This window comes from Streptomyces sp. NPDC052023 (assembly GCF_044548465.1).
GTDB lineage: Bacteria > Actinomycetota > Actinomycetes > Streptomycetales > Streptomycetaceae > Streptomyces.
The window spans coordinates 134348-158267 of sequence record NZ_JBIUBW010000015.1 but is presented as its reverse complement, the minus strand read 5'-3'; the positions used below and the strand labels follow the sequence as shown (position 1 = coordinate 158267).

General features: G+C 70.8%; 23 protein-coding genes. 19 read left to right on the top strand and 4 right to left on the bottom strand.

Going from position 1 to position 23920, the window contains the following annotated elements; all coding sequences use genetic code 11:
• Nucleotides 1-131 precede the first annotated feature (131 nt).
• Genes ACIHCM_RS26775 through ACIHCM_RS26765 form a run of 3 tightly spaced genes read left to right on the top strand, consistent with a single transcriptional unit; the run spans nt 132 to nt 1986 of the window.
• A complete protein-coding gene (locus ACIHCM_RS26775; RefSeq protein ID WP_399900743.1) occupies nt 132-1022 on the top strand; it encodes an NAD(P)-dependent oxidoreductase in 891 nt (296 codons plus the stop codon).
• Nucleotides 1023-1080: 58 nt separating this feature from the next.
• A complete protein-coding gene (locus tag ACIHCM_RS26770) occupies nt 1081-1503 on the top strand; it encodes a PPOX class F420-dependent oxidoreductase (protein ID WP_399900740.1) in 423 nt (140 codons plus the stop codon).
• Between the two features lie 27 nt (nt 1504-1530).
• Nucleotides 1531-1986, top strand: a complete 456-nt coding sequence (locus tag ACIHCM_RS26765) for an RpiB/LacA/LacB family sugar-phosphate isomerase (RefSeq protein ID WP_399900737.1) — start codon at nt 1531-1533, stop codon at nt 1984-1986.
• 71 nt (nt 1987-2057) lie between these two features.
• Here ACIHCM_RS26765 and ACIHCM_RS26760 read toward each other — a convergent pair whose 3' ends face one another.
• The gene (locus ACIHCM_RS26760) at nt 2058-2438 is read right to left on the bottom strand and encodes a DUF6479 family protein (RefSeq protein ID WP_399900734.1); all 381 of its coding nucleotides are present in this window, start codon (nt 2436-2438) and stop codon (nt 2058-2060) included.
• A gap of 185 nt (nt 2439-2623) precedes the next feature.
• Here ACIHCM_RS26760 and ACIHCM_RS26755 point away from each other — a divergent pair, with 185 nt between their 5' ends.
• The 3 genes from ACIHCM_RS26755 (at nt 2624) to ACIHCM_RS26745 (ending at nt 4812) form a co-directional block, all read left to right on the top strand.
• Complete coding sequence (locus tag ACIHCM_RS26755; protein WP_399900732.1) at nt 2624-2998, top strand: ferredoxin; 375 nt, start codon at nt 2624-2626, stop codon at nt 2996-2998.
• A 229-nt stretch (nt 2999-3227) separates the two neighbouring features.
• The gene (locus tag ACIHCM_RS26750; RefSeq protein ID WP_399900729.1) at nt 3228-4406 is read left to right on the top strand and encodes an acyl-CoA dehydrogenase family protein; all 1179 of its coding nucleotides are present in this window, start codon (nt 3228-3230) and stop codon (nt 4404-4406) included.
• Between the two features lie 277 nt (nt 4407-4683).
• Entirely contained in the window at nt 4684-4812 is a 129-nt protein-coding gene (locus ACIHCM_RS26745; protein ID WP_399900726.1) for a hypothetical protein, read from the top strand.
• An 86-nt stretch (nt 4813-4898) separates the two neighbouring features.
• Here the strand turns inward: ACIHCM_RS26745 and ACIHCM_RS26740 are convergent, their stop codons facing one another.
• A complete protein-coding gene (locus tag ACIHCM_RS26740) occupies nt 4899-6671 on the bottom strand; it encodes a PucR family transcriptional regulator (protein WP_399900723.1) in 1773 nt (590 codons plus the stop codon).
• A 222-nt stretch (nt 6672-6893) separates the two neighbouring features.
• Between ACIHCM_RS26740 and ACIHCM_RS26735 the strand changes: the two genes are divergently transcribed.
• Genes ACIHCM_RS26735 through ACIHCM_RS26690 form a run of 10 tightly spaced genes read left to right on the top strand, consistent with a single transcriptional unit; the run spans nt 6894 to nt 17012 of the window.
• Nucleotides 6894-7382 carry a general stress protein gene (locus ACIHCM_RS26735; RefSeq protein ID WP_399900720.1) on the top strand — a complete coding sequence of 163 codons (489 nt, stop codon included), beginning with the start codon at nt 6894-6896 and terminating at the stop codon, nt 7380-7382.
• 51 nt (nt 7383-7433) lie between these two features.
• On the top strand, nt 7434-9344 hold the full coding sequence (dnaK, locus tag ACIHCM_RS26730; RefSeq protein ID WP_399900717.1) for a molecular chaperone DnaK: 1911 nt from the start codon (nt 7434-7436) through the stop codon (nt 9342-9344).
• 9 nt (nt 9345-9353) lie between these two features.
• Nucleotides 9354-9971: a nucleotide exchange factor GrpE gene (gene grpE, locus ACIHCM_RS26725; protein ID WP_399900714.1), complete on the top strand. Its 618-nt coding sequence runs from the start codon at nt 9354-9356 to the stop codon at nt 9969-9971.
• 6 nt (nt 9972-9977) lie between these two features.
• Entirely contained in the window at nt 9978-10925 is a 948-nt protein-coding gene (locus tag ACIHCM_RS26720; protein ID WP_399900710.1) for a DnaJ C-terminal domain-containing protein, read from the top strand.
• A complete protein-coding gene (locus ACIHCM_RS26715; protein ID WP_399900707.1) occupies nt 10925-11332 on the top strand; it encodes a chaperone modulator CbpM in 408 nt (135 codons plus the stop codon). Before ACIHCM_RS26720 ends, ACIHCM_RS26715 begins: the two co-directional genes overlap by 1 nt.
• A complete protein-coding gene (gene clpB / locus ACIHCM_RS26710; protein ID WP_399900704.1) occupies nt 11323-13962 on the top strand; it encodes an ATP-dependent chaperone ClpB in 2640 nt (879 codons plus the stop codon). The genes ACIHCM_RS26715 and clpB overlap by 10 nt, the downstream gene beginning before the upstream one ends.
• Nucleotides 13959-14417 carry a thioredoxin gene (trxA, locus tag ACIHCM_RS26705; protein WP_399900701.1) on the top strand — a complete coding sequence of 153 codons (459 nt, stop codon included), beginning with the start codon at nt 13959-13961 and terminating at the stop codon, nt 14415-14417. Before clpB ends, trxA begins: the two co-directional genes overlap by 4 nt.
• Nucleotides 14418-14423: 6 nt before the next feature.
• Nucleotides 14424-14687, top strand: coding sequence for a UBP-type zinc finger domain-containing protein (locus tag ACIHCM_RS26700; protein WP_030896296.1), 264 nt, complete (start codon nt 14424-14426; stop codon nt 14685-14687).
• Nucleotides 14687-16468, top strand: coding sequence for an FAD-dependent oxidoreductase (locus ACIHCM_RS26695; RefSeq protein WP_399900698.1), 1782 nt, complete (start codon nt 14687-14689; stop codon nt 16466-16468). Before ACIHCM_RS26700 ends, ACIHCM_RS26695 begins: the two co-directional genes overlap by 1 nt.
• A gap of 46 nt (nt 16469-16514) precedes the next feature.
• Nucleotides 16515-17012, top strand: coding sequence for an Hsp20/alpha crystallin family protein (locus ACIHCM_RS26690; protein WP_399900694.1), 498 nt, complete (start codon nt 16515-16517; stop codon nt 17010-17012).
• 328 nt (nt 17013-17340) lie between these two features.
• Here the strand turns inward: ACIHCM_RS26690 and ACIHCM_RS26685 are convergent, their stop codons facing one another.
• Nucleotides 17341-17790: a DUF1931 family protein gene (locus ACIHCM_RS26685; RefSeq protein WP_388166067.1), complete on the bottom strand. Its 450-nt coding sequence runs from the start codon at nt 17788-17790 to the stop codon at nt 17341-17343.
• A 629-nt stretch (nt 17791-18419) separates the two neighbouring features.
• Between ACIHCM_RS26685 and ACIHCM_RS26680 the strand changes: the two genes are divergently transcribed.
• Nucleotides 18420-19520: a hypothetical protein gene (locus ACIHCM_RS26680; RefSeq protein ID WP_399900690.1), complete on the top strand. Its 1101-nt coding sequence runs from the start codon at nt 18420-18422 to the stop codon at nt 19518-19520.
• Between the two features lie 124 nt (nt 19521-19644).
• Entirely contained in the window at nt 19645-21822 is a 2178-nt protein-coding gene (locus ACIHCM_RS26675; protein ID WP_399900686.1) for an FUSC family protein, read from the top strand.
• Here the strand turns inward: ACIHCM_RS26675 and ACIHCM_RS26670 are convergent.
• Complete coding sequence (locus ACIHCM_RS26670; protein ID WP_399900683.1) at nt 21796-22236, bottom strand: phosphate-starvation-inducible PsiE family protein; 441 nt, start codon at nt 22234-22236, stop codon at nt 21796-21798. The two genes, ACIHCM_RS26675 and ACIHCM_RS26670, sit on opposite strands and share 27 nt — an antisense overlap.
• Between ACIHCM_RS26670 and ACIHCM_RS26665 the strand changes: the two genes are divergently transcribed.
• Nucleotides 22189-23841, top strand: coding sequence for an acetate/propionate family kinase (locus ACIHCM_RS26665; protein ID WP_399900681.1), 1653 nt, complete (start codon nt 22189-22191; stop codon nt 23839-23841). The genes ACIHCM_RS26670 and ACIHCM_RS26665 overlap by 48 nt on opposite strands.
• The last annotated feature ends 79 nt before the right edge of the window (nt 23842-23920 follow it).

Below are 23920 nucleotides of genomic sequence, written 5' to 3'. Positions count from 1 at the left end.
CGGCCACCGCCGCGTGGCACCATCGGCCCGACGGGGTGACCGGGCGCGCGCGACCCGACCGGGCAGTGGCATTGTCGGGAACGACGGACCGAGCAGAGCAGCGATCACCGTACCGACAGGGAAGTCGACGCATGACCGACACACTCACCGTGAGCGTCCTGGGCACCGGCATCATGGGCGCCGCGATGGCCCGGAACCTCGCCGGGGCCGGACACACGGTCCGCGCCTGGAACCGCAACCGCGCCAAGGCCGAACCACTCGCCGCCGTCGGCGCGCATGTCGCCGGCACCCCCGCGGAAGCCGTGGAGGGCGCCGACGTCGTCCTGACCGTGCTGTACGACGGGGCCACCGTCCTGGACGTGATGCGCCAGGCCGCGCCCGCCCTGCGCCCCGGCACGGCGTGGGCGCAGTCGACCACCGCGGGCCTGGAGTCCGCCGCCGAACTGGCCGCCTTCGCCGAGGAACACGGACTGGTCTTCTACGACGCCCCTGTCCTCGGCACCCGCAAGCCCGCCGAGGACGGGCAGCTGCTGGTGCTCGCCGCCGGACCCGTCCAGGGCCGGGACGCGGTCACGCCGGTCTTCGACGCGGTGGGCAACCGCACGGTGTGGACCGGCGACGACGGCGCCGCCGGCACCGCGACCCGGCTGAAGCTGGTCGCCAACAGCTGGGTCCTCGCCGCCACCACGGCGGCCGGCGAGACGCTCGCCCTGGCCCAGGCGCTCGGCGTGGACCCGCAGAACTTCTTCGACGCCATCGCGGGCGGCCCGCTCGACATGGGGTACCTGCACGTCAAGAGCGGGCTGATCCTCGACGACCGGCTGTCCCCGCCCCAGTTCGCGGTGGCCACGGCCGTCAAGGACGCCCGGCTGATCGTCGAGGCGGGCGAGCGCAACGGCGTACGGCTGGATCTGGCCGCCGCGAGCGCGCGGCGGCTGGCCCGCGCCGAGGAGCAGGGCCATGGCGAGAAGGACATGGCCGCCGCGTACTTCGCCAGCTTCGACGAGACGCCCCCCGCCTGACCGCAGCACCTCCGCCCGCACCCGCATCCGCATCCGCGAACAGAGGAGACAGAGCCCCATGTCCAAGCCGCCGCTCCCGCCCGAGGCCGACGCCCTGCTGGCCGCTCCCAACCCCTGCGTGATGGCCACCCTGCGTTCCGACGGCACACCCGTCTCCACACCCACCTGGTACCTCTGGGAGGACGGGCAGGTGCTGATCAACCTGGACGAGGGCCGGGTCCGGCTGAAGCATCTGCGGCGCGACCCGCGGGTCACCCTCACCGTCCTGGACAAGGAGAACTGGTACACCCACGTCACCCTGGTCGGGCGCGTCACACGGACCTACGAGGACGAGGGGCTGGCCGACATCGACCGGCTCGCCCGGCGCTACACCGGCGACACCTATCCGGACCGGGAGCGCGGCCGGGTCAGCGCATGGATCGAGGTGGAGCGCTGGCACGGCTGGGGCGCCCTGAAGGACAGCGGCCAGGCCTCCACCTGAGCCGGGCTCTGACGTAGGCTCCGAGACATGCGGATCTCCGTTTCCTCGGACATGGACGAACCCGTCGCCCGCCTGCTCGTCACGGAACTGCGGGGCCGTGGGCACGAGGTGCTCACCCACGGCGCGCTGCGTCCCGGCGACGACCCGCAGTGGGCGGCGTGCTCCGCGGCGGCCGCCCGCGACGTGGCCGACGGGACGTCGGCGATGGGCGTCGTGTGCTGCTGGACCGGCACCGGCGCGTCCATCGCCGCGAACAAGGTGCCGGGGGTGCGGGCGGCGCTGTGCACGGACGCCTATGCGGCCGGTGGTGCCCGCCGCTGGAACGACGCCAACGTGCTGGCGCTGAGCCTGCGGCTGACCTCGGAGCCGGTCCTGAAGGAGATCCTCGACGCCTGGTTCGCCTCGGAGGCGAGCGAGGACGCCGAGGACCGGGGGAACGTGGCCCGCATCGAACAGCTGGACGACGGCCGCGTCATCCCGTGACGCGGGGCGGCGGCCGGGAGGTCCTGTATCTCCCGGCCGCCGCCCCGCTGACGCCGCCATGCCCTGGGCGGTCAGTGAGCGCCGAGCCCGCCGCCGCCGAACGAGCCGGTGGTGCCCTTGCTCCAGCGGGGCCGGTCCTTCGAGGTGCTGGGCCGGGTCTGCATGTTGGTCAGCTCGTAGGGCGTGAGGGGGCGGCCGCCCCTGGGTATCACGGGGACGTCGTCGGGCTCCCGGTTCTCCCGGACCTCGTGCACCGCGCCTTCCGGTGGCAGGTGGGGCTGCTCGTCCGGGCGTGGGCGCGGGGGTTCGTTGTACTTGATCCGGTTGCCGAGCCAGAAGCTGCCCGCCAGCACCGCGACGACGGCGATGGCCACCACGAACAGGACGAGACTGAGCAGTCCGCTTGGCGCGGCCAGCTGCATGGGGGCAGCTTGCAGGAATGCAGTGTTCATATCGGACGAATACCCCCAAATTCGCCCCTGAACCCGCTTGCCCGGAGCGGCCGGCGCGGGCCCCTCACCTCGTTCCCCGCCGGTCTCCTGGGGCCTTCCGGCCGTCCGGGGGCGATGGCGGAAAATGAGCCCTACCCTTCGTTCTGCACGCGTTTGGAGGGGGCCGCTAGGGCTACCCGCGCGGTGTGACTTCGACGACTTCGCAGCAGGACGTCTTCCGCTTCCTGGAAGACCGCTTCGCCTGCGCGCAGGCGTGCACGGACTGCGCCCGGGCGTGCGCGCTGCGCGCGAGCCTGGTGGACCCGGACGGCACCGAGGACCAGGAATTCCTGCGCCGCAAAGGGATCATGTGCGCGGAGGTCTGCGACGCGACCTGCCGCATGCTGTCCGAGCAGACCCTCGTCGACGAGGACGGACTGCGGGTCCAGCTGGAGTGGTGCCGCAGCGTCTGCCTGGAATCGGCCCACGCCTTCGACGGCCACCCCGCGGCCGAGGCCGCCGCCGAGGCGTGCCGCGCCTGCGCCCGGGCATGCACGGAGTTCCTGGGGACGCTGGGCTGAGCGGCGGCGCCCGGCGGTGGTCGTGCGGACCGGTTCTTCCGGGCCGTGGCGGGATGCCAGGTGGCCGGCGGTCGAGCCGGGTGCGGGTGAGCCCGGCCCGGCGCGGCGCTTCCGTACCCCCGACCCCCGACGCGGCCATTCCCGACCGGCGTCGCCATTCCCAATTTCTGAAACACGTTCTACGGTGTGCGCCGTCAGGCAGGACCGGCCCCGGGAGCCTGGAGGCGCCGTGCATCTCGAATACACGCCCGAGCAGCAGCGGCTGCGCACCGAACTGCGTGCCTACTTCGCCGAGCTGGTGCCGGCCGACGCGCATGGGCGGTATGCCGAGCCCGCAGCCCAGAAGCGCTTCTACCGCGACACCATTCGCCGGCTCGGCACCGACGGCTGGCTCGGTGTGGGCTGGCCGAAGGAGTTCGGTGGACGCGGACTGACCGCCATGGAGCAGTTCATCTTCTTCGACGAGGCAGCCCAGGCCGGCGTACCGCTGCCGCTGATGGCGCTGAACACCGTCGGGCCCACGATCATGCAGTACGGCACCGAGGAGCAGAAGGCGTACTTCCTGCCCCGGATCCTCGCCGGCGACATCGACTTCGCGATCGGCTACAGCGAGCCCGACGCGGGCACCGACCTGGCGGCACTCAAGACCCGCGCGGTGCGTGAGGGCGACGCGTACGTGGTCAACGGCCACAAGATCTGGACGACCAACGGTGACACCGCCGACTGGGTGTGGCTGGCCGTGCGCACCGACCCGAAGGCCGCACCGCACCGCGGCATCACCATGCTTCTCGTGCCGACCTCCGATCCCGGCTACTCCTGCACCCTCATCAACACCCTCGCCGGACACGACACCACGGCCAGCTACTACGAGAACATCCGCGTCCCCGTCTCCCGCCGGGTCGGCGAGGAGAACCAGGGCTGGCGGCTGATCACCAACCAGCTCAACCACGAACGCGTCACCCTCGCCGCCCACGGCACCATGGCGATCCGCGCCCTGCACGACGTCCGGCGCTGGGCGAGCCGCACCAAGCTCACCGACGGCCGCCGCGTCGTCGACCTGCCCTGGGTGCGCCGCCTGCTCGCCAGGACCCACACCCGCCTGGAGGCCATGAAACTGATGAACTGGCAGATGGTCAGCGCCGTCCAGCACGGCACACTGACCCCGCAGGACGCCTCCGCGGTCAAGGTCTACGGCTCCGAGGCCCGCCGCGACGCCTACGCCTGGCTCATGGAAGTCGTGGGCGCGGCAGGCGCGTTGCAGGAGGGCTCCGCCGGTGCGGTACTGCACGGCGAACTGGAACGCGGCTACCGCTCCGCGGTGATCTTCACCTTCGGCGGCGGCAACAACGAGATCCAGCGCGAAATCATCTCGTGGATCGGCCTGGGCATGCCCCGCGTACGCCGTTGAACCCCTGTGACGAGGATTTTTGGTTGGCACAAAAGAGGGATAGTTGGCACCAAGAACAGCAGCCTTTCAGAGGTGTTGGCGCATCACCTCTATGCATGTGGCTCGGGCCGCGTTCGATCGGTCCCGGGGGACGGGATTCCGAGGTTCATGCCGCTGTCGGTGGTGATCGGTGGGTGCTGCCAGGCGAGGCTCATCTGCGCGCCGGCTTCCGCTCGCGCCGTGGCCACGAGGGTCGCGTAGGTGCCCGCGACGGTTGGGCCTCGATCTGGAGCCACGCTTGGTGGAAGGCCATTCGCGCCAGCAGACTGCTGACCTCGTCGGTGAGCTGCTGTCGTACGGCGGACGAGGACTCGGAGCGGCGCCGGGCGGCAAGGTCGCATTCGAGCCGCTGCCGACCGTCGGGTGATACCTGGCGAGCCGATTCGGCGGCAGGGGAAGCCTGCTCCTATGGCGATCGGGACAGTGGAGCCGGCCCCGCGGTGCGTGGGCTCCTCAACCCGGTCCGCCCAGCATGATCTTCCACACCCGGGTGGCGACCTGCAGGTTGAGGCGGTCCTCCACGCTCGTGAGGTCATGGCCGCTGATCTCGCGGATGCGCTGGAGCCGGTAGCGCAGCGTGCTGCGGTGGATCGCCAGGGATTCGGCGGTCTCGGCGTAGTTGCCACCGCAGTCGAAGTACCGGGACAGGGTCTCCACAAGAGCCGTACGGTGCCGGCCGTCGTAGTCGACGAGGGGTCCGAGCCATTCCCGAACGAACGCCTCCAGCTCCTGGTATTCGTTTCCAGGCCCCAGGATGCGATAGAGGCCCAGATCGTCGAAGAACGTCGTGCCGTATCGCCTTCGGGACCGGAGGCGAACCTCCAGGGCGCGCAGTGCTTCCTGGTACCGGCCGGGGATACCGTCCGGGGTGTCGCAGCGGGAGCTCACCCCGATCGTCCCGTCCGGTGTTCCGGTCTCCCGGGCGAGCGTCTCGTACAAGGCGTGGTCGTGGGGGCTGCCCTCGGCGATCAGGACCACGTGGTCGGAACGCCGAGTCACCAGCGACGGCATGCCCACGGCCGAAGCCGCCCGGCCCACGGTCCGCGCGAAAGCGTCGTCCGCGGCCTGGTTCCTCCACTGCACGACGACCACGTACTGGATGTGATGCAGGTCGTGTCCGAACGCCTCGGACCGGGCGTAGGCGCTCGCCTCGTCCGTGCCCCCCAGGAGATCGTCGACCAGTTCGCGGCGCAGTCGCAGCTCGGCCTCCGCCAGATGGCGCAGGTGCGACAGTTCCACGGCGAGTGACGTGGTGGCGTGCTCCAGCGCGAACACGGTGTACTCGTCGGCGCCGTTCTTGGGATCGACCAGTGCCAGTACTCCGAGGACCTCACCGCGGGGGCGTACCAGGGAGATCAGCCGGTCGTTGATGCGCACGGGCCCGCCTCTCCGGGCGACCCCCTGGAGCATCTCCTCATGGCGTGCGGGGTTCGGTTCCGGATAGGGGTCGGGCCGGCCGGGACCAATCCAGGACCGCAGTCGGCCGAAGCGATCCTCCACCAGCACGGGAAATCCGGTGAGCTCATGCAGTGCGCTGGTGATGGCCTCCTCGCCGCCGCCCGAGGCCGCGACCTCGGCGAGGGCCTCGTGCACGGCCCGCCGATATCTCAGCTCGACCACGAGAGAGATCAGCCGCCCCTGGAAGGCTGTCCGTTCCCGTCGCAGTCGGTGCAGCTCCAGGGCGTCTTCCCGCTGCCGGCGGTGCGCGACGGCGACCGACAGGGCCGCGGCGGTGAGGCGTACGAGCGTGGCGAGCAGGAAGTGCTGCGCTTCGGTGGGCCGGGAGCGAGACGTCACCACAAGATAGCCGTGCAGTCCACCGGGGCCGTGCAGGGCCAAGGCCCGGCCCCTGGGCCGGCCGGGAACGGTCACGGGGACGTCCTGCCCTGTCAGCTCTCGCACTGTCCGGTCGACGGTTGACGCATGACCCGGCCCGACCTGCGGGCTGGGAATCATGTGGCCGTCCACCCTGAGGTACCCGGCCTCGGCTCTGTACGGGCCGACAGCCGACACGTGGTTCATGGCCAGGCGCAGGATCTCGCTTTCGTCCCGAGTGTCGAACAGGGCGCGAGAGAGTGCCGGCCACTTGTGGGATGCCAGGGTGGAAAGGGGCGGGCGAGCCCCGCGCCGCGAGATCGTGGGGTGCTGTCCCAGACGGCCCGGCGGAAGGCCGCCTTCCCGGTGGGGACGGCGTCGGTACACGTTCCGGCCCCTGAAGCCGCCCATGGGATTGCTCCCTTCCCTGAGCCCCCGGAGAGGTGACAGCGCCTCTTCCTCTACGCCTTGCCCGACCAAAGTACCCGAGATGTCCGGCGTGTCCCTCTCGTGCTCGCGGGGGGACGGGCTCCGTTGTTCTTTGACCTGCCGGGTGCAGGCGCAGAGCTGCTCGGTTCGCGAGTCTGGGGCGTGCCGGGGGCCGCCGTGCACACGGGCAGGAAGGACTGGGCGATGAGCGAGCAGCCTCGCAGGACCGTCGCCACGTACGAGACGTACCAGGAAGCCGAACGCGCCGTCGACCACCTCTCGGACCAGGGGTTTCCCGTGCAGCGGGTGGCCATCATCGGACAGGACGTCAGGCTCGTCGAGCAGGTCGTCGGCCGTATGGACTACGGCAGGGCCGCCCTGCACGGAGCGGCGAGCGGGGCCCTTCCCGGAGCGCTGATCGGCTGGCTCTTCGGCCTGGTCGACTGGGTGGACCCGCTCGTATCCGCCCTGCTCGTCGCCCTCTACGGCCTGATTTTCGGAGCGATCGTGGGTGCGCTGTTCGGCCTGCTGCTGTATGCCCTGCAGGGCGGCCGACGGGACTTCGCCTCCGTCCGCTCGATGCAGCCCAGCCGGTACGACGTCGTCGTGGACGAAGCGGTCGCCGACGAGGCGGTACGGCTGCTCGGCGGGTTGCCGACCGCCGGTGCCGGCGGACGTCCCGCCCATACCTGAACGATCGGATCCGCAGTGCCGGCGCTTGCCGCCGCACGGGAGGAGTTCCTCATGGCCAAGGCAGTGGGCATCGACCTGGGCACCACGAACTCGGTGATCGCCGTGTGGGAGGGCGGCGAAGCTTCCGTCGTGCCCAACACCGAGGGCAACCGTACGACACCGTCCGTGGTGGCCTTCACCGACACCGGGGAACGGCTGGTGGGCCAGCTGGCCCGACGCCAGGCGATCCTCAATCCCAAGGGCACCATCTACTCGGCCAAGCGGTTCATCGGCCGGCACTTCGACGAGATCCCGGACGAGGCCAGAGCGGTGGCGTACGACGTCGTCGAGGGCCCGGGCGGCGTCGCCCGCTTCAAGGTGCGCGACAAGCTCTACGCGCCCGAGGAGATCAGCGCTCAGGTGCTGCGCAAACTCGCCGACGACGCGTCCAAGCAGCTCGGGGAACGGGTCACGGAGGCGGTCATCACCGTGCCCGCCTACTTCAACGACGCCCAGCGCACCGCCACCAAGGACGCCGGGCGGATCGCGGGACTGGAGGTGCTGCGGATCATCAACGAGCCGACCGCGGCCGCCCTGGCGTACGGCATGGACAAGAAGCAGCACGAGACGGTGCTGGTCTTCGACCTCGGCGGCGGCACGTTCGATGTGAGCATCCTCGACGTGGGCGACGGCGTGGTGGAGGTGCGTTCCACGGCGGGCGACAGTCACCTGGGCGGTGACGACTTCGACCGGCGTCTGGTGGATTACCTCGCGGACGACTTCCAGAAGGAGAACGGCATCGATCTGCGCAAGGATCCGCAGGCCCTGCAACGCCTGTTCGAGGCGGCGGAGAAGGCCAAGACCGAGCTGAGTTCGGTGACGCAGACGCAGGTCAGCCTGCCGTTCATCACCGCCGATGCCTCGGGCCCCAAGCACCTCACCGACTCGGTCATGCGGTCCACGTTCGATCAGATCACCAGTGACCTGGTGGAGCGGTGCCTGGGACCGGTCCAGCAGGCCATGGCCGACGCCAAGGTCGGCGAGAGCGACATCGACGAGGTCATCCTCGTCGGCGGCTCCACCCGCATCCCCGCCGTCCAGTCCCTTGTGCGCCGGCTGACCGGCGGCAAGGAACCCAACATGAGTGTCAACCCCGACGAGGTCGTGGCCCTGGGTGCCGCGATCCAGGCCGGGGTGCTCAAGGGCGAGGTCAAGGACGTCCTGCTGCTCGATGTCACGCCCCTGTCGCTGGGTGTCGAGACACGCGGCGGCGTGATGACGAAGATCATCGAGCGGAACACCACCATCCCGGTGCGCCGCAGCGAGACCTTCTCCACCGCCGAGGACAACCAGCCCGCCGTCGACATCGTCGTACTCCAGGGCGAGCGCGAACGGGCCGCCGACAACCGGGTGCTCGGCCGCTTCCAGCTCACCGACATCCGTCCGGCGCCGCGCGGCGAACCGCAGGTCGAGGTCACCTTCGACATCGACGCCAACGGCATTCTCAACGTCAAGGCCCGAGACCGTGACACCGGCAAGGAACAGGGCATCACCATCACCGAGAGCTCCAACCTCGACCGTAGCGAGGTCGAGCGCATGGTCCAGGAGGCCGAGCGCAACCAGGGCCAGGACCAGGCCCTGCGGGAGGCCGTCGACGCCCGCAACGAGCTCGACGCCGTCGCATACCAGGTCGACAAGCGCCTCGCCGAGCTGGGCGACGCCGCACCCGCGCACGAGAAGGCACGCGCCGAGATGCTGGTGTCGGATGCCCGGGCGGCGGTCAAGGAGGAGGCAGGCGTGGAGCGGGTGCGGCCTCTGACCTCCGAACTCCAGCAGGTGCTGTCAGGGCTGTCGGCGCATCAGGGCGGCGCCACCACGGGCGGTCCCGATCAGGGCACCACCGGGGACGGTGCGACCGGCGGCGGCCCGAGCGGCGGTGGCGGTGACGACGACGTCATCGATGCCGAGTTCGACAAGGACTGAGGAACCGCCATGCCGATCCACCCCAGGGAACCCGACCCGGCCGTGCCGGACCCGGCCCACCCGGCTCCGGAGGGCGCCGTACGCCCTCCCCGAGGGGATCTTCCGGGCTCCGGCCCGCCGACCGGGACGGGGCCTGAGACGGACGAGGAACCCGGCCCCGACGCGGCCGGCGGCCCCGCACCGTCCGAGGACGAGCACACGGCCGAGCTGAAGGAACTCGAGGACCGCTGGCGGCGCGCGCTCGCCGACCTCGACAACCTCCGCAAGCGCCACACCAGGGAACTGGACCGGGAGCGGACGGCCGAGCGGTCCCGCACGGCGGCCGCCTTCCTGCCTGTCCTGGACAACCTCGAACTCGCCCTGACCCACGCCGGATCCGACCCCGGCGCGATCGTGGAGGGCGTCCGGGCGGTCCGCGACCAGGCGGTGAACGTCCTCGAACTGCTCGGCTACCCGAGGCACGCGGAAACCGGCGTCGCCTTCGACCCGGCCCGGCACGAGGTGGTCGGCGTCGTCCAGGACCCCGAGGCCCCACCGGGCACGGTCGTCGAGGTGCTGCGCCCGGGCTACGGGGACGGGGAACGGCAGCTCAGGCCCGCCGCCGTGACTGTCGCGAAGCGGGAGTGACCGGTCATGGCACGGGACTTCTACGAGGTGCTGGGCGTGTCGCGGACCGCGAGCCAGGACGAGATCCAGCAGGCATATCGCCAACTCGCCCGCAAGTACCACCCGGACGTCAACAAGGATCCGGGGGCGGAGGAGCGTTTCAAGGACCTCAACGAGGCATACAGCGTCCTTTCGGACCCCAGGACACGGGCCCGTTACGACCGCTTCGGTGAGGACTTCCGCAAGATCCCCGAGGACTTCGACGAACGGGTCGCGGCCGGAGCGGGCGGCGGCTTCCGCGCTCGGAGGACCGCTGGTGCGGGCGGCCCCCGCGTCCGGTACACGGGCTTCAGCGACGACTTCGCAGCGGAGGGCGTCGACATCGACGACCTGCTCGGCTCGCTCTTCGGAGCAGGCGCCGCCCGCGGCGGTGTACCGGGGGCCGACCAGGAGGCCGAGCTGCCGCTCACCGTCGAGGAGGCCTACCGGGGCGGCCGCCGCACCGTCACGCTCGCCGGCCCCACGGGGCAGCCGCGACGGTACGAGGTCGACGTACCGCCCGGGGTCACCGACGGGCAGCGCATCCGCCTGGCGGGCGAGGGCGGCCGGGGCAGTGGTGACGCACCCGCGGGCGACCTGTACCTGCGGGTGCGAATCCAGCCCCACCCCCGGTTCCGGCTGGACGGCCGCGACGTCCACGTACAGGTCCCCGTCACCCCCTGGGAGGCGGCCCTGGGTGCGACCGTGCCGGTGCCCACCCCCGGCGGCGGCACGGCCAAGGTCACGGTGCCCGCGGGCTCCTCCAGCGGCCGGCGGCTGCGGCTGCGCGGCGAGGGCATGCCGAACCCGCGCGGTGCGAACGGCGACCTGTACGCCGAACTCCGCGTCATGGTGCCGCCCGCCCTCGGCGACCGGGAGCGCGAGCTGTTCGAGGAGCTCGCCGCCACCTCTTCGTACGACCCCAGGAGGACGTGATGAGCGACCGACCCTCATGGGCGGCGACCGGCGGTCAGGCCGCCCGGGCCGACGCGGGCGGGCGTCCCGTACGGACGAGCGCCGGGTCCACGGCCGTACGGTACGCGCTCGTCCCCGTGCCCAGGCTTTCCCTTGACACCGTGGCCCGCCGCTCGGGCCTCCATCCCGACCTGGTCCGCCGGTTCGTCGCCCTCGGCCTGGTCGACGCCGAGCGCGACGCCGCGGGGCACCTCGTGTTCGACCCCGCCGCCCCGGCGGTGCTCGCCCGCGTCCAGCGGCTGCGCTCCGGACTCTGCCTCAACTACGCATCCATCGGTCTGGTGCTCGACCTGCTCGACCGCATCAGCCTGCTCGAAGCCGCACTGCGCGACCGCGGCAGGAGGAGTGACTCACCCCCATGGACATGAACCGTCTCACCCAGAAGTCACAGGAAGCCCTCCAGGAGGCGCAGACCGCCGCCGTCCGCATGGGCCAGACCGAGGTCGACGGTGAGCACCTGCTGCTCGCGCTCCTCGACCAGGAGGACGGCCTGATCCCGCGGCTGCTGCAACAGGCGGGCAGGGAGCCCGAAGAGCTCCGTGCGGCTGTGCGTGAGGAGCTCTCCCGCCGGCCCAAGGTGACCGGCCCGGGTGCGGCGCCGGGCCAGGTATTCGTCACCCAGCGCCTGTCCCGGCTGCTGGACACGGCCGAGCGGGAGGCCAAGCGCCTCAAGGACGAGTACGTGTCCGTGGAGCACCTCTTGCTGGCCCTGGCCGAGGAGGGCTCGTCCACCGCCGCCGGACGGCTGCTCAAGGAGCACGGCATCACCCGGGACTCGTTCCTGAGCGCGCTGACCCAGGTCCGTGGCAACCAGCGCGTGACCTCGGCAAACCCCGAAGTGGCGTACGAGGCGCTGGAGAAGTACGGCCGCGACCTGGTCGCCGAGGCCAGGGACGGCAAACTCGACCCGGTCATCGGCCGGGACGCCGAGATCCGCCGCGTCACCCAGATCCTCAGCCGCAAGACCAAGAACAACCCCGTCCTCATCGGCGACCCGGGCGTCGGCAAGACCGCCATCGTCGAGGGCCTGGCCCAGCGCATCGTCCGCGGCGACGTCCCCGAGGGCCTGCGCGACAAGACGGTGTTCGCACTCGACATGGGCTCCCTGGTGGCCGGGGCAAAGTACCGGGGCGAGTTCGAGGAACGCCTCAAGGCCGTGCTGTCCGAGGTGAAGGCGGCCCAGGGGCACATCCTGCTCTTCGTCGACGAACTCCACACCGTCGTAGGCGCGGGCGCCGCCGAAGGGGCCATGGACGCGGGCAACATGCTCAAGCCGATGCTCGCCCGCGGCGAACTCCACATGATCGGCGCCACCACCCTCGACGAGTACCGCAAGCACATCGAGAAGGACGCCGCCCTCGAACGCCGCTTCCAGCAGGTCCTGGTCGAGGAGCCGAGCGTGGAGGACACCATCTCCATCCTGCGCGGACTGCGCGAACGCCTGGAAATCTTCCACGGCGTGAAGATCCAGGACACCGCGCTGGTATCCGCGGCCACCCTCAGCCACCGCTACATCACCGATCGGTTCCTGCCCGACAAGGCCATCGACCTCGTCGACGAGGCGTGCGCCCGGCTGCGTACCGAGATCGACTCGATGCCGGCCGAACTCGACGAGATCACCCGCCGCGTCACCCGCCTGGAGATCGAGGAGGCCGCCCTCTCCAAGGAGACCGATCCCGCCAGCAAAACCCGCCTGGAGGAGCTGCGCAGGGAACTGGCCGACCTGCGCGGCGAGGCCGACGCCAAGCACGCCCAGTGGGAGGCCGAGCGGCAGGCCATCCGCCGCGTGCAGGAGCTGCGCCAGGAACTGGAGCAGGTCCGCCACGAGGCGGAGGAAGCAGAACGCGCCTACGACCTCAACCGCGCCGCCGAACTCCGTTACGGCCGACTCCAGGACCTGGAGCGCCGGCTCGCCGCAGAGGAGGAGCAACTGGCCGCGAAGCAAGGGGAGAACCGGCTGCTGCGCGAGGTCGTCACGGAGGAGGAGATCGCCGAGATCGTCGCCGCCTGGACCGGCGTCCCCGTCGCCCGCCTCCAGGAGGGTGAACGCGAGAAGCTGCTGCGCCTCGACGAGATCCTGCGCGAGCGCGTCATCGGCCAGGACGAGGCCGTCAAACTCGTCGCCGACGCCATCATCCGCGCCCGCTCCGGCATCCGCGACCCTCGCCGCCCCATCGGCTCGTTCATCTTCCTCGGCCCCACCGGCGTCGGGAAGACCGAGCTGGCCAAGACCCTCGCGGCGGCCCTGTTCGACTCCGAGGAGAACATGGTCCGCCTCGACATGAGCGAGTACCAGGAGCGGCACACCGTCAGCCGGCTGATGGGGGCCCCGCCCGGATACGTCGGCTACGAGGAGGGCGGCCAGCTCACCGAGGCCGTACGCCGCAAGCCGTACTCGGTTGTGCTGTTCGACGAGATCGAGAAGGCGCACACCGATGTCTTCAACACCCTGCTGCAGATCCTCGACGACGGCCGCATCACCGACGCCCAGGGCCGCACCGTCGACTTCCGCAACACCGTGATCATCATGACGTCCAACATCGGCTCCGAGCACCTCCTCGACGGCGCCACCGCCGAGGGTGAGATCAAGCCGGACGCCCGCGCCCTGGTGATGGGTGAGCTGCGCGGGCACTTCCGCCCGGAGTTCCTCAACCGCGTCGACGACATCGTGCTGTTCAAGCCGCTCGGCGAGCGGCAGATCGAGCGGATCGTGGAGCTGCAGTTCGACGAACTGCGCCGCCGCCTCGCCGAACGCCGCATCACCGTCGAACTCACCGACGCGGCACGAGAGTTGATCGCCCACCAGGGCTACGACCCGGTGTACGGGGCCCGGCCGCTGCGGCGTTTCATCTCCCACGAGGTCGAGACGCTGGTCGGGCGCGCCCTGCTGCGCGGCGACGTCCAGGACGGCGCGAAGGTCCGCGTCGACGCCGAGCACGGAGAGCTGGTCGTCACCTACGACCAGCCCGAGGACGTGAAGGGAGCGAGGGCGGCATGAATACCGTGCAAGCCACCAACGTCACCTGCCCGCACTGCGGGCGCACCAACCGGGTACCCGTGGCAGCCGAGGGCCGCCCCAGGTGCGCCAACTGCAAGCAGCCTCTGCCGTGGATGGCCGACGCGGGCGACGACGACTTCACCGAGGTCGTCGAGCAGGCCACCGTGCCCGTCGTCGTCGACCTGTGGGCCACCTGGTGCGGCCCCTGCCGCATGGTGAGCCCCGCGCTGGAGAAGGTCGCCGCCGATCTCGCGGGAAAGATCAAGCTGGTCAAGGTCGACATCGACAAGAACCCGCGCCTGGCGCAGCGGTTCGAGGTCCAGGCGGTACCGACGCTGTTGGTCCTCGACAAAGGGCAGACCATCGCCCGGCAGGCGGGTGCCGCACCTGCCCCCGCCCTTCAGCGGTGGGTGGAGCAGTCGATCGCGGGCCGCGAACCGGCCGGGAAAGGGTGATCAGCCATGACCGTACGAACCGACCCCCACCTCGCCCTCGTCCGGCCGGTCCAGCCACGGACCCCCGAAGGGTGTCAGGAGTGTCTGCTGCTCGGCTCCCCGTGGGTTCACCTCAGGCTCTGCCTGACCTGCGGCCACGTCGGCTGCTGCGATTCCTCGCCCAACCGGCACGCGCGCCGTCACGCCGCAGCCGACGGCCATCCGATCGTGGCGTCGCTGGAGCCCGGCGAGGACTGGCGGTGGTGCTTCGCCCACGAGGCGTTCGTGTGATGGCCGGCGACGAGACGCGGCCGGGCGCAGCGCCTGTGCCGGACGAGGCGGAGGAGAGCGTCCCCTTCGAGACCGCTGACATCTACGGCGCCTATCCCCGCCTGGCGGATGACCAGATGGCCCGCCTGGCGCAGCACGGTCGGCGGCGCGCGGTCGACGCCGGTGACGTGCTGATCCGGGAGGGGGAGCGGTGCGAGACGTTCTACGTCGTCCTCAGTGGTTCGGTCGCCATCGTCGAGGACCACGGCACGGCCGACGAACGCCTGCTGCGTGTGCACGGCCCCGGCCGCTTCATCGGCGAACTCGGCCTCTTGAACGGGCAGGTGGCCTTCTACACCGCCGTGGTCAGGGTCCCCGGCGAGGTCCTCGCCCTGTCCATGGATCAGCTGCGTGACCTGGTGACCCGGGACTCCGCCCTCGGCGATGTGGTGCTGCGCGCCTGCCTGGGCCGCCGTGCTCTGCTCGTCGGCCAGGGCGCCGGCTTCCGCATCATCGGCTCGCGCTATTCGCCTGACACCCGGCGGCTGCGCGAGTTCGCCGCCCGCAACCGGCTGCCGCACCGCTGGATCGATCTGGAGGCCGACGAGGAGGCCGAGGAACTGCTGCGCCGCTTCGGCGTCGGCCCGGAGGAGACACCGCTCGTCATCTGGCGGGACACCACTCTGTTGCGCAACCCCAGCAACGCGGAACTGGCCCGGCTCATGGGCCTGCCGTCGCTGCCCGCCGGAAACCATCACGGCGATCTCCTGATCGTCGGCTCCGGCCCCGCTGGTCTCGCCGCCGCGGTGAACGCCGCCTCGGAGGGCCTCGGCACGACCGTGGTCGAGGCCCTGGCCAGCGGTGGACAGGCCGGTACGTCGTCCCGCATCGAGAATCTGCTGGGCTTCCCCTCCGGCATCTCCGGCGCCGAACTCACCGAACGCGCCGTGCTCCAGGCCGACAAGTTCGGCGCCAGGATCAGCGTCCCGGCGGAGGCGGCTCGGCTCGAACCGCGCGGCGGGCACTACGCCGTCGGGTTCGCCGACGGCAGCGAGATCACCGCCCGTACCGTCGTCCTGGCCACCGGCGCTCGCTACCGCCGCCTCCAGGTGCCCGGCATCGAACGCCTGGAGGGAACGAGCGTCCACTACTCGGCGACCGTCTACGAGGCCCAGCAGTGCCGCACCGACCCGGTGGCCGTCGTCGGCGGAGGCAACTCCGCGGGCCAGGCCGTGCTCTTCCTGGCCGGGTACGCACCGCAGGTGTATCTGCTCGTCCGTGGGCCGAGCCTCGAGGCACACATGTCCCGCTACCTGATCGATCAGGTCGAGCGCCACCCGCGGGTGCGCGTGCTGCTGCACACCGAGACGACCGAGGCACTCGGCGACAAGGTCCTGGAGGCGGTCACCGTGGTCGACCACCGTACGGGCGAGCATCGGCACCTCGCGGTGCGTGCCCTGTTCGTCTTCACCGGCGCCGAGCCCCACACCGAGTGGCTGTCCGACGCGCTCGCCCTCGACGCGCGCGGCTTCGTCCTCACCGGGGCGGAGGCGCAGGCCTGCTCCGTCCCCGGACTGTGGCAGAGCCAGGGCCGCGACTGCCTGACGTTGGAGACCAGCCTGCCTGGCGTCTTCGCCGCCGGCGATGTCCGCAGCGGCTCGGTGAAACGCGTGGCTTCCGCGGTCGGCGAAGGCGCGATCAGCATCCACTCCGTGCACCGCCACCTGGGCCACACGGCCACGCCCGGCGGCACCGACCGCTCCCCGCACACCCGCCCGAAGGAGTCCGCTTGGCTCGGATGACTTCAAAGAGAGACGAGATCACGAGAAGGAGAAGGAGGCGACGGTGATGACTACGCCCGTCCGGCACCAGCGGGGTGCCGCAATGCAGGTCAGGCCGCTTGGCTGGGCACGCAATCCGCTGACGGAGTTCGACCAACTGCTCAGCGAGATGAGCGGACTGATCGAATCCACGGTGGGAGGCGCGGCGCCCGTAGTCGCGTGGACACCCCTGGCGGACGTCACGGAGGCCGACGACGCCTTCCACATCGAGATCGAACTCCCCGGCGTCAAGAGCAAGGACATCGACGTCGAAGCGAACGGCCAGGAGCTGGTGGTGACCGGAGAGATCAAGGAGAAGGAACGCAAAGGCGTCCTGCGACGGAGCACCCGCCGCACCGGAGCCTTCGAGTACCGGCTGCGGCTGCCCGGAGAGGTCGACACCGAAAAGATCAATGCGCAGATCTCGGACGGGGTGCTCACCATCACCGTCCCCAAAGCCGAGGTCGCAAAGCCCCGGCACGTCGAGATCAGCGAGACGAGTGAAAGCACCGGGGGCAGCGGCTGAGACGCGAACGCCGCGGTGCCGGACATCCGTCCGGCACCGCGGCCGGGCCGGCGAGGTTCGACACCCGGGGTGACTCATTCGGGACCGCGGGCAGTTCCGCAGGTGATGCCAGCTGGGCAGCCCTGACCAGTTCATCCAGCAGCCGCTCCCCGGACCCGACGGACACGTTCCTGTCCGTGACCTTCGATGATCCCTTCGAGGACGAGCTGTCACAATCTGAGCTCTCCGACACCCGAGCCGGGGGCCGATCAGGTCGCTGCGCAGCCGAGGGAGCAGAACGCGCTGACGCTGCTCGGCCGTGGCCTGCACCGCCTGTTCCGGTCGCCACTCACAGCAGGAGGTCGAAGACGGCTCGAGCCTCGTCCCAGTGCTGGGTCTGGGGGTTTTTCAGGTCGGGGTGGAGGATCTTGAAGCTCTGGGCAAGGGCCAGGCTGAGTCCGCCGATGATGTCCGGATAGGCCGCCTCGGTCTCCTCATCGGGCGTGCGGTCCAGAGCGGGATGGGTGGCGAGCTGTTCCAGGATCGGCTTGAGTTCTATTTCCTGGTCGATCTTCCGGAAGTGGTGAATGCTCTCCTGCAGGCCCTTCGTGATCGGCAGGTCACTGGTCCGGATGATGTCGCGCCCGTTGGCCTTGGCCGTGGCCTGGGCGACGGTGAGCAGATCGTAGAGCTTGGCGTCGACGAAGTCGCTGTGGCGCTTGAGATCGTTCTTGTCGACGTCCAGCCCTGCGGCCGCACGGAAGAACCTCTCGAACCTGGCAATGGACATCACGGTCATGACGGCAACCTCCGGCTGCGGGAGCCGGGCGGCTCCCGGCCCCAGGGCTTCCCAGTCAGCCTGGCCGACGAGGGCGCGCGAACGCATGCGCATGTCGGGCCCAATTGGCCTCCCTGTATTGCCCTGCCAGGCCCAACGTCCGACTGCCCGGGTGTCGGACGGGCGTGCGGACCGACAGCAGGGCCACAGAGCGCTTGGCAGAGGCCGGCCAGCGGCAGCCAGGCCCGGTTGACACGCTCCACCCCGCCCACCAGCCGCCCCGACGCCGGGCAGGGCGTAGCGCTGTGCCTCGCAGGCGTTCTGGAACTTTCCCGTGTGGCAGGACTTTGCCGGACTCCGGCTCCGGGACAGACACCGAAGCGGGGTGGTCGGTGGCGCGGCGTGCGGGCGTGCCGGGGGGCGCGTGAGCGGGTGTTCGCGATGGCGGACGCGATCGCGCCCGGTCGTGGGAGCAGGTCCTGTGCTGGGAAGATGAGGAGATCCGGCCGTACCGCCCGCACCTGCTGCCGGAGGTCAGCGTGTCACGCGGCGTCGGCGTTACCTCCGTGACGTCTGTGGGCCCTTGGGATCGCGGGGCAGCCGACGAGGAAGGTTCCCTCATGCGAGTGTCGTCTCAGGGCGTTACGGTCGTGGCTCTCCTGGCGGATCCGGACGCGCCGACGGAGATCGCGCAGCGCATGGCCCGGACACTCTCTGCTCGGCTTGCCGACAAGTCGGGCCAGGGGCGACGGTTCGACGTCGAGGTGGTCAGTGAGCCCTTCACCTCGGGGACGGAGGACCCGCCCACTTTGATGCGCCGGATCATGGACCGTGGCAGTGCGGAGAACTGGGACGTCGTCGTTGCCCTCACCGACCTTCCGCTGCACTCACACGGACGCAGGCTCGCTGTGAATCTGAATCACGAACACGGCTTGGCGCTGCTCTCTCTTCCCTCACTGGGGGGCCTGCGGCTGCAGACGAGGGCCCGGCGGGCCGTCGAAGAAGCCGTGCTCGACTTGGTAGGCCCGCACACCACTGGGGCTGAAGCACCTCCGCGAAGGAGGCCGTTTCTGGGGCCCTTCGTCAATCGTCTCGCGCCTGTTCGTCCGGGCCCGCTCGGTGAGAGGGAGACCGACGGTCTTCGGTACGTCGTCGGCGGGCCGCGCGGCTACCTGCGAGTGCTCTTCGGCATGGTTCGCGCCAACCGGCCGTGGCGGTTGGTGACGGGCTTGTCGAAAGCCCTGGCGGCCGCACTCGCCACGGGGGCCATCGCCACCCTGGACTCCACCACCTGGAGCCTCGCTGGGGCCCTGAGCGCGCCACGCCTCGTGATCGCCATGGTCGGGTCCGTCGGGCTCATGATCGGCTGGCTGATCGTGGACGGGGAGCTGTGGCATCGATCAACAGAAGGCTCACCGGAGGCGAGGCAGAGGGCCAGGCTCTACAACGCCTCGACGGTCGCGACCGTGGGTATCGGCGTGCTCGTCTGCTACCTGGGTTTGATGGTCATCAACTTGGTCTGGGCACTGTTCATCCTCAACGACCAAGTCTTCGCTTCCATGACGCGAACCCCGCTCCACGCCACGGAGTACTTGACGCTGTCCTGGTTCGTCGCTTCGGTCGCCACCGTGGGCGGCGCGCTGGGATCAGGCTTGGAGAGCGACGATGCGATCCGGGCAGCCGCCTACTCCAAGCGCGAACAGGAACGTCGTCACGCCCTCCAAGACCACGGTGACCAGCCTTCGACGTGAACCGGTACCGGCGCAACCGGCAGCGCGACGTCGGCCCGGGGCCGCGCGTCCGGGCGCGGTGCCGTCAGGAGGTGGCGGCGCGGCCGACGCGCCCCGGCAGGGCGTTCCGGCTAGGCTCACACGGGTGAGGTGGCTGCGGACCTTCGGGGAGGTCGTGCGATCCGGGCTCACGATCGAGGAGACGCGGCTGGAGCCCCTGCTCGCGCTGCGCACGGCCGCTGGGGTCGCGCTCGTCATCGGGCCGGCGCTGTGGCTGGTCTCCCCCGCGTACGCCGCGTCCGCCGCCCTCGGTGCCTATTCCGCGGGTGCGGCCACCTTCCAGCGCACCTGGCGTCCCCGCAAGGTGATCGCGCTCGGCGCGGGCGCGGGTCTGGCGCTCAGCACCTTCGTGGGCTACCTGGCGGCGGGGCGACTCGTGACGTTCCTCCCGCTGCTGGCCGTATGGGCCTTTGCCGCGGGGATGGCGTGGTCCCTCGGATCGACTGCTGGGATCGTCGCAGCGACGACGGTCGGCAGCATGCTGGTGACCATCACCCTGCCCACCAGCGTCGGGCGTGCCCTGGAACATGCCGGGGTCATCGCGCTCGGAGGCGTGGCGCAGGCCGTGCTGATCTTGCTGTTCCCGATTCGCCGCTGGGGGGCGCATCGTGACGCGCTGGCCGACGCTCTGGCCGCCGTGGCTGACTACGCCCGCCGGCTGCGGCACGACCCGACCGCGCCGTTCGACCCGGAGCCGCTGATGACAGCCCGGGACGCGGCCGCCGTGACACCATCACAGGCCCGCACCCGGCCCCCCGTCCTCCACGGCCCGCGGGGCCTCGCCGAGCGCATCCTGCCGGTCGTCGCCGCGCTCGCCGACCCGGACGTCGGCGCCCCGGCGGAGGGCCCTGGGCGGGACCGCGCACGGGAGTTGCTCGATGCGGCCGCCGACGTCCTGGACGCGGCCGCCCGTTCGATCCGCCGCGGAACTCTCGCCGAGGTACCGCCCCGCAGCGCGGAGGTCCTGCGCGTCGACGAGGAGGAGGGCGAGGTGTTGGAGGGGCCCGCCCGGCAGGCTGCCGAACGGCTCGTGGAACTGCTCGCCGAGGCGTTGGAGATCGCCGGGAGCGGCGGGGCGCGCGACAAGGCGCCTGCGCCGCCCGGGCCCGCGAGCGCCCAGTTCTTGGTGCGCCCGACCATGTTCCGGCTGCTCCCGGTCGTCGTCCGGGCGGTCCGCCGGGAGCTCCGCCGGGACTCGCCCGTGTTCCGGCACGCCGTCCGCCTGGCGGCAGTGGCCACGCTCGGCTATCTGATCGCTTCCCGGCTGCCCCTGGAGCACGGCTACTGGGCGCCCATCGCCTCGGTGATGGTGATGCGGCCGGACTTCCACCGGACGTACGCGCGTGCGGTGGGCCGTCTCGCCGGGACCCTGGCGGGGGTCGCGCTCGCCACCGGCATGGTGCAGGCCCTGGGCCCGGACGCCCCTGTGTTCGGCGCACTGGCGGTGGTCTCGGCGGCCCTGTCGTACACGCTGCTCCGTACCGGCTACGCCTACTCCCAGTGCTTCACTGCCGCGTACGTCGTCTTCCTGCTCGGCATGGGCGGCCAGGCATGGGAGCAGACGGTCCCGGAGCGGGTGGTGCTCACCCTGCTCGGCGGGGCCCTGGCGATGCTGGCGTACGTGGTGTTCCCCGCATGGGAGACTCCCCGGCTGCCGGGCCGGCTGGCGGACTGGCTCGCCGCCGACGGCCGCTACGCGGCCGCAGTGCTCCGCAGCTACGCCGAACCGACCCGGGAGCATCGCGCCGACATGCGCAGGGCCTTGCTGGCGAGCAGGGAGGCACGTGCCGCCTGGCAGGCGGCCTACGACCAGGCAAGGCAGGAACCGGTCGGCCCCAGAGGTCTGACATCGCGCGAGGCGGAAGAGGCGCAGGAGGCGCTCCAGGGACTCGACCGGGCGGCGATGCTCATGGAGAGCCACGTCCCGCGGGCCGGTAGTCGTTTCGCCCCCGAGGCGGAGCGGTTCGCCGAGGCATTGGAGGCAGACACCGCGCGGGCGGCAGTCGATGTGCGTGAGCACAGGAATCCGGACTGGGGGCGCGTGGAGGAGGCGCTCCACGCGTGGGAGGGCGCCGCCGGGGACCGGAGCCCGGTGCTACGGCACGGGGCAGAGCTGCAGAAGCGGGCCCTGGAGGACCTCGCGGCAGCAGTGAGCCGCACACCCCTGGAACGGGACGTCAGCTCCGCTCGCGAGGAGCAACGGGTGCGGGCGGCCGTGGCTGGGGAAGGTGACGGATCAGGACCCGCGCACCGGGGCGGGTGACGGCTCCGGCGACCGTGAGCGCCGCGCCTCCTGGAGCGGGACGTAGTCTCCCGGCCGTGTCGAGCGCCGCCACACGTACACCGCTGCCGCCATCACGAGAATCAGCCCCGCCAGGACGAGCAGTTCGATCCCCTCGACGTTCCACCGGAAGGACTTCTCCGCCGCGGCCGTCACGATGAGCACCTTGCGGATGCCGGCGATCAGGCCGACGACGAGGAACGGCTCCGCGTCGAGGGTCCGGTTCCTGATGGTGAGGCGGACTGTGTGGAGCAGCTCGGCCACGATGAACAGCACCAGGCTGCTGTCCAGGGCGGAGAGAACGACCGTCTCCACGCGGTACGGCCCTTGGACCGACCGGATGACGTCATGGACGACCCCGACGGTGAGGATCCCCGCGAGCAGTACGAGGAGCATGTCAGGAGTGCCCCGGCCCGCAGGCGCTGCGTGCTGGGCGAACGGGTGGACGGGCGGATCCCTCCCTGTCGTGGCAGCCTGGGGAAGCGGCGGAGCACGACAGGCCTGCCATGCAGCAGGGACCACGCGGTCCCGACGCGGACACAAACGGCAGGAACCTGCGGCCCGTCCTGGCGCCGACCCGGGGTCTGCCCTCTGTTTCGGCCCGGGACCTCGCCCCGGCCTGCGGGAGGAACCGCGCCGCCGCACCGCCAGGCGGACACCGATGGCGCCCCCTCGCGGCGAGCGAGCAGGTCGACGTGTCCGACGTGGCCGAAACGTCGGCACCGCCTGGAGGACGGCGGCGGGGACATCGGCGTCTTCCCAACCCAGGCCGACCCAGAAAGCAGAGCGCACTCCGTGGCGGGCGCACCGTGCCGGAGGACGCAGGTGCACTGGAGGTGTGTGATGAGAGCTGACCGCTCCCACGAGAGCCGTGATGGTCACGTACTGGTCCTCGATGCCGGCTCTTCGAGCCTCCACATAGCTCTGTTCGCGGCGGACGGTGAACGGGTGGCGGATCGAGACGCCTCGGAGCCTCCGGGTCCTGGTGCGGCGGCGGAACTGCGGAACTTCCTCAGCGAGGTGCCCGCTCCTGCGGCGGTTGGTCACCGCATCGTCCACAGCGGTCCGCACCTGACTGGACATACGCTGATCGACACACCCGTACGGGCTCTGCTGGAGGACGTCGCCGATCTCGCGCCGCTGCACGTGACCCCTGCCCTGCGTGTGGTCGATGCCGCACGAGAACTTCTGCCCGACATTCCTCATGTCGCCTGCTTCGACACTGTCTTTCACAAGGATCTGCCGGCACAGGCGCGCACATACGCCGTGCCGGAGCGATGGCGAGCCGAATACGGGCTGCGCCGGTACGGCTTCCACGGGCTTTCCTACTCGTGGGCACTGCAAAGGACGGCGCAGGCGTTGGGCCGACCCGTCGACAACCTCCAGGTCGTGCTCGTGCACATGGGCGGCGGCTGCTCGGCCTGCGCCGTCCGGAACGGACACAGCGTGGACACCACCATGGGCCTCACTCCGCTGGAAGGCCTGGTGATGAGCCGGCGCAGCGGCAGCCTCGACCCCGGCGCGCTGCTGTGGCTGCAGCGGCGGCACGGTCTGAGCACGGCCGAATTGGATGACACACTCCACCGGCATTCCGGTCTGCTCGGTCTCTCCGGTACCTCAGGAGACACCCGGGACCTGGTGCGCGCCCGCGCGGAGGGTGATGCCGCGGCCGCGTTGGCGCTGGCGACGTTCACACTCAGCTGCCGCAGGGGCATCGCCTCGATGGCCGCCTCGCTGGACCGGCTGGACGCGCTGGTCTTCACCGGCGAGATCGGCGAGGACCAACCCGAGGTTCGCGAGGAGATCTGCTCGGCCCTGACTGTTCTCGGTGTACGAGGCGGGCTGCTCGTCCCCGAACTGGAGGATTTGATGCGGGAAGGCCTCCGCCGCATCGATCAGGCGGTGAGAAGTGTCCCGGTCCTCGTGGTCGCAACCGGCGAGATACAGCAGATCGCCGCCGAGACCCGACGGGTGCTCGGCGTTGCCGACCGGACACGGTAGCTGTCACCAGTTGGACAAGTTTGTTGTCATGTCTGGTGCGTGGCCGGTCGTGTTGTTACCAGATGACGGACGTCGCCTT

Bases quoted from the DNA above. Each gene is read 5' to 3' on its own strand.
- ACIHCM_RS26775 (WP_399900743.1), top strand. From the start codon at position 132: ATGACCGACACACTCACCGTGAGCGTCCTGGGCACCGGCATCATGGGC.
- ACIHCM_RS26770 (WP_399900740.1), top strand. From the start codon at position 1,081: ATGTCCAAGCCGCCGCTCCCGCCCGAGGCCGACGCCCTGCTGGCCGCT.
- ACIHCM_RS26765 (WP_399900737.1), top strand. From the start codon at position 1,531: ATGCGGATCTCCGTTTCCTCGGACATGGACGAACCCGTCGCCCGCCTG.
- ACIHCM_RS26760 (WP_399900734.1), bottom strand. From the start codon at position 2,438: ATGAACACTGCATTCCTGCAAGCTGCCCCCATGCAGCTGGCCGCGCCA.
- ACIHCM_RS26740 (WP_399900723.1), bottom strand. From the start codon at position 6,671: ATGGGCGGCTTCAGGGGCCGGAACGTGTACCGACGCCGTCCCCACCGG.
- ACIHCM_RS26735 (WP_399900720.1), top strand. From the start codon at position 6,894: ATGAGCGAGCAGCCTCGCAGGACCGTCGCCACGTACGAGACGTACCAG.
- dnaK (WP_399900717.1), top strand. From the start codon at position 7,434: ATGGCCAAGGCAGTGGGCATCGACCTGGGCACCACGAACTCGGTGATC.
- grpE (WP_399900714.1), top strand. From the start codon at position 9,354: ATGCCGATCCACCCCAGGGAACCCGACCCGGCCGTGCCGGACCCGGCC.
- ACIHCM_RS26720 (WP_399900710.1), top strand. From the start codon at position 9,978: ATGGCACGGGACTTCTACGAGGTGCTGGGCGTGTCGCGGACCGCGAGC.
- ACIHCM_RS26715 (WP_399900707.1), top strand. From the start codon at position 10,925: ATGAGCGACCGACCCTCATGGGCGGCGACCGGCGGTCAGGCCGCCCGG.
- clpB (WP_399900704.1), top strand. From the start codon at position 11,323: ATGGACATGAACCGTCTCACCCAGAAGTCACAGGAAGCCCTCCAGGAG.
- trxA (WP_399900701.1), top strand. From the start codon at position 13,959: ATGAATACCGTGCAAGCCACCAACGTCACCTGCCCGCACTGCGGGCGC.
- ACIHCM_RS26700 (WP_030896296.1), top strand. From the start codon at position 14,424: ATGACCGTACGAACCGACCCCCACCTCGCCCTCGTCCGGCCGGTCCAG.
- ACIHCM_RS26695 (WP_399900698.1), top strand. From the start codon at position 14,687: ATGGCCGGCGACGAGACGCGGCCGGGCGCAGCGCCTGTGCCGGACGAG.
- ACIHCM_RS26690 (WP_399900694.1), top strand. From the start codon at position 16,515: ATGACTACGCCCGTCCGGCACCAGCGGGGTGCCGCAATGCAGGTCAGG.
- ACIHCM_RS26685 (WP_388166067.1), bottom strand. From the start codon at position 17,790: ATGACCGTGATGTCCATTGCCAGGTTCGAGAGGTTCTTCCGTGCGGCC.
- ACIHCM_RS26665 (WP_399900681.1), top strand. From the start codon at position 22,189: ATGGACGACCCCGACGGTGAGGATCCCCGCGAGCAGTACGAGGAGCAT.
- ACIHCM_RS26670 (WP_399900683.1), bottom strand. From the start codon at position 22,236: ATGCTCCTCGTACTGCTCGCGGGGATCCTCACCGTCGGGGTCGTCCAT.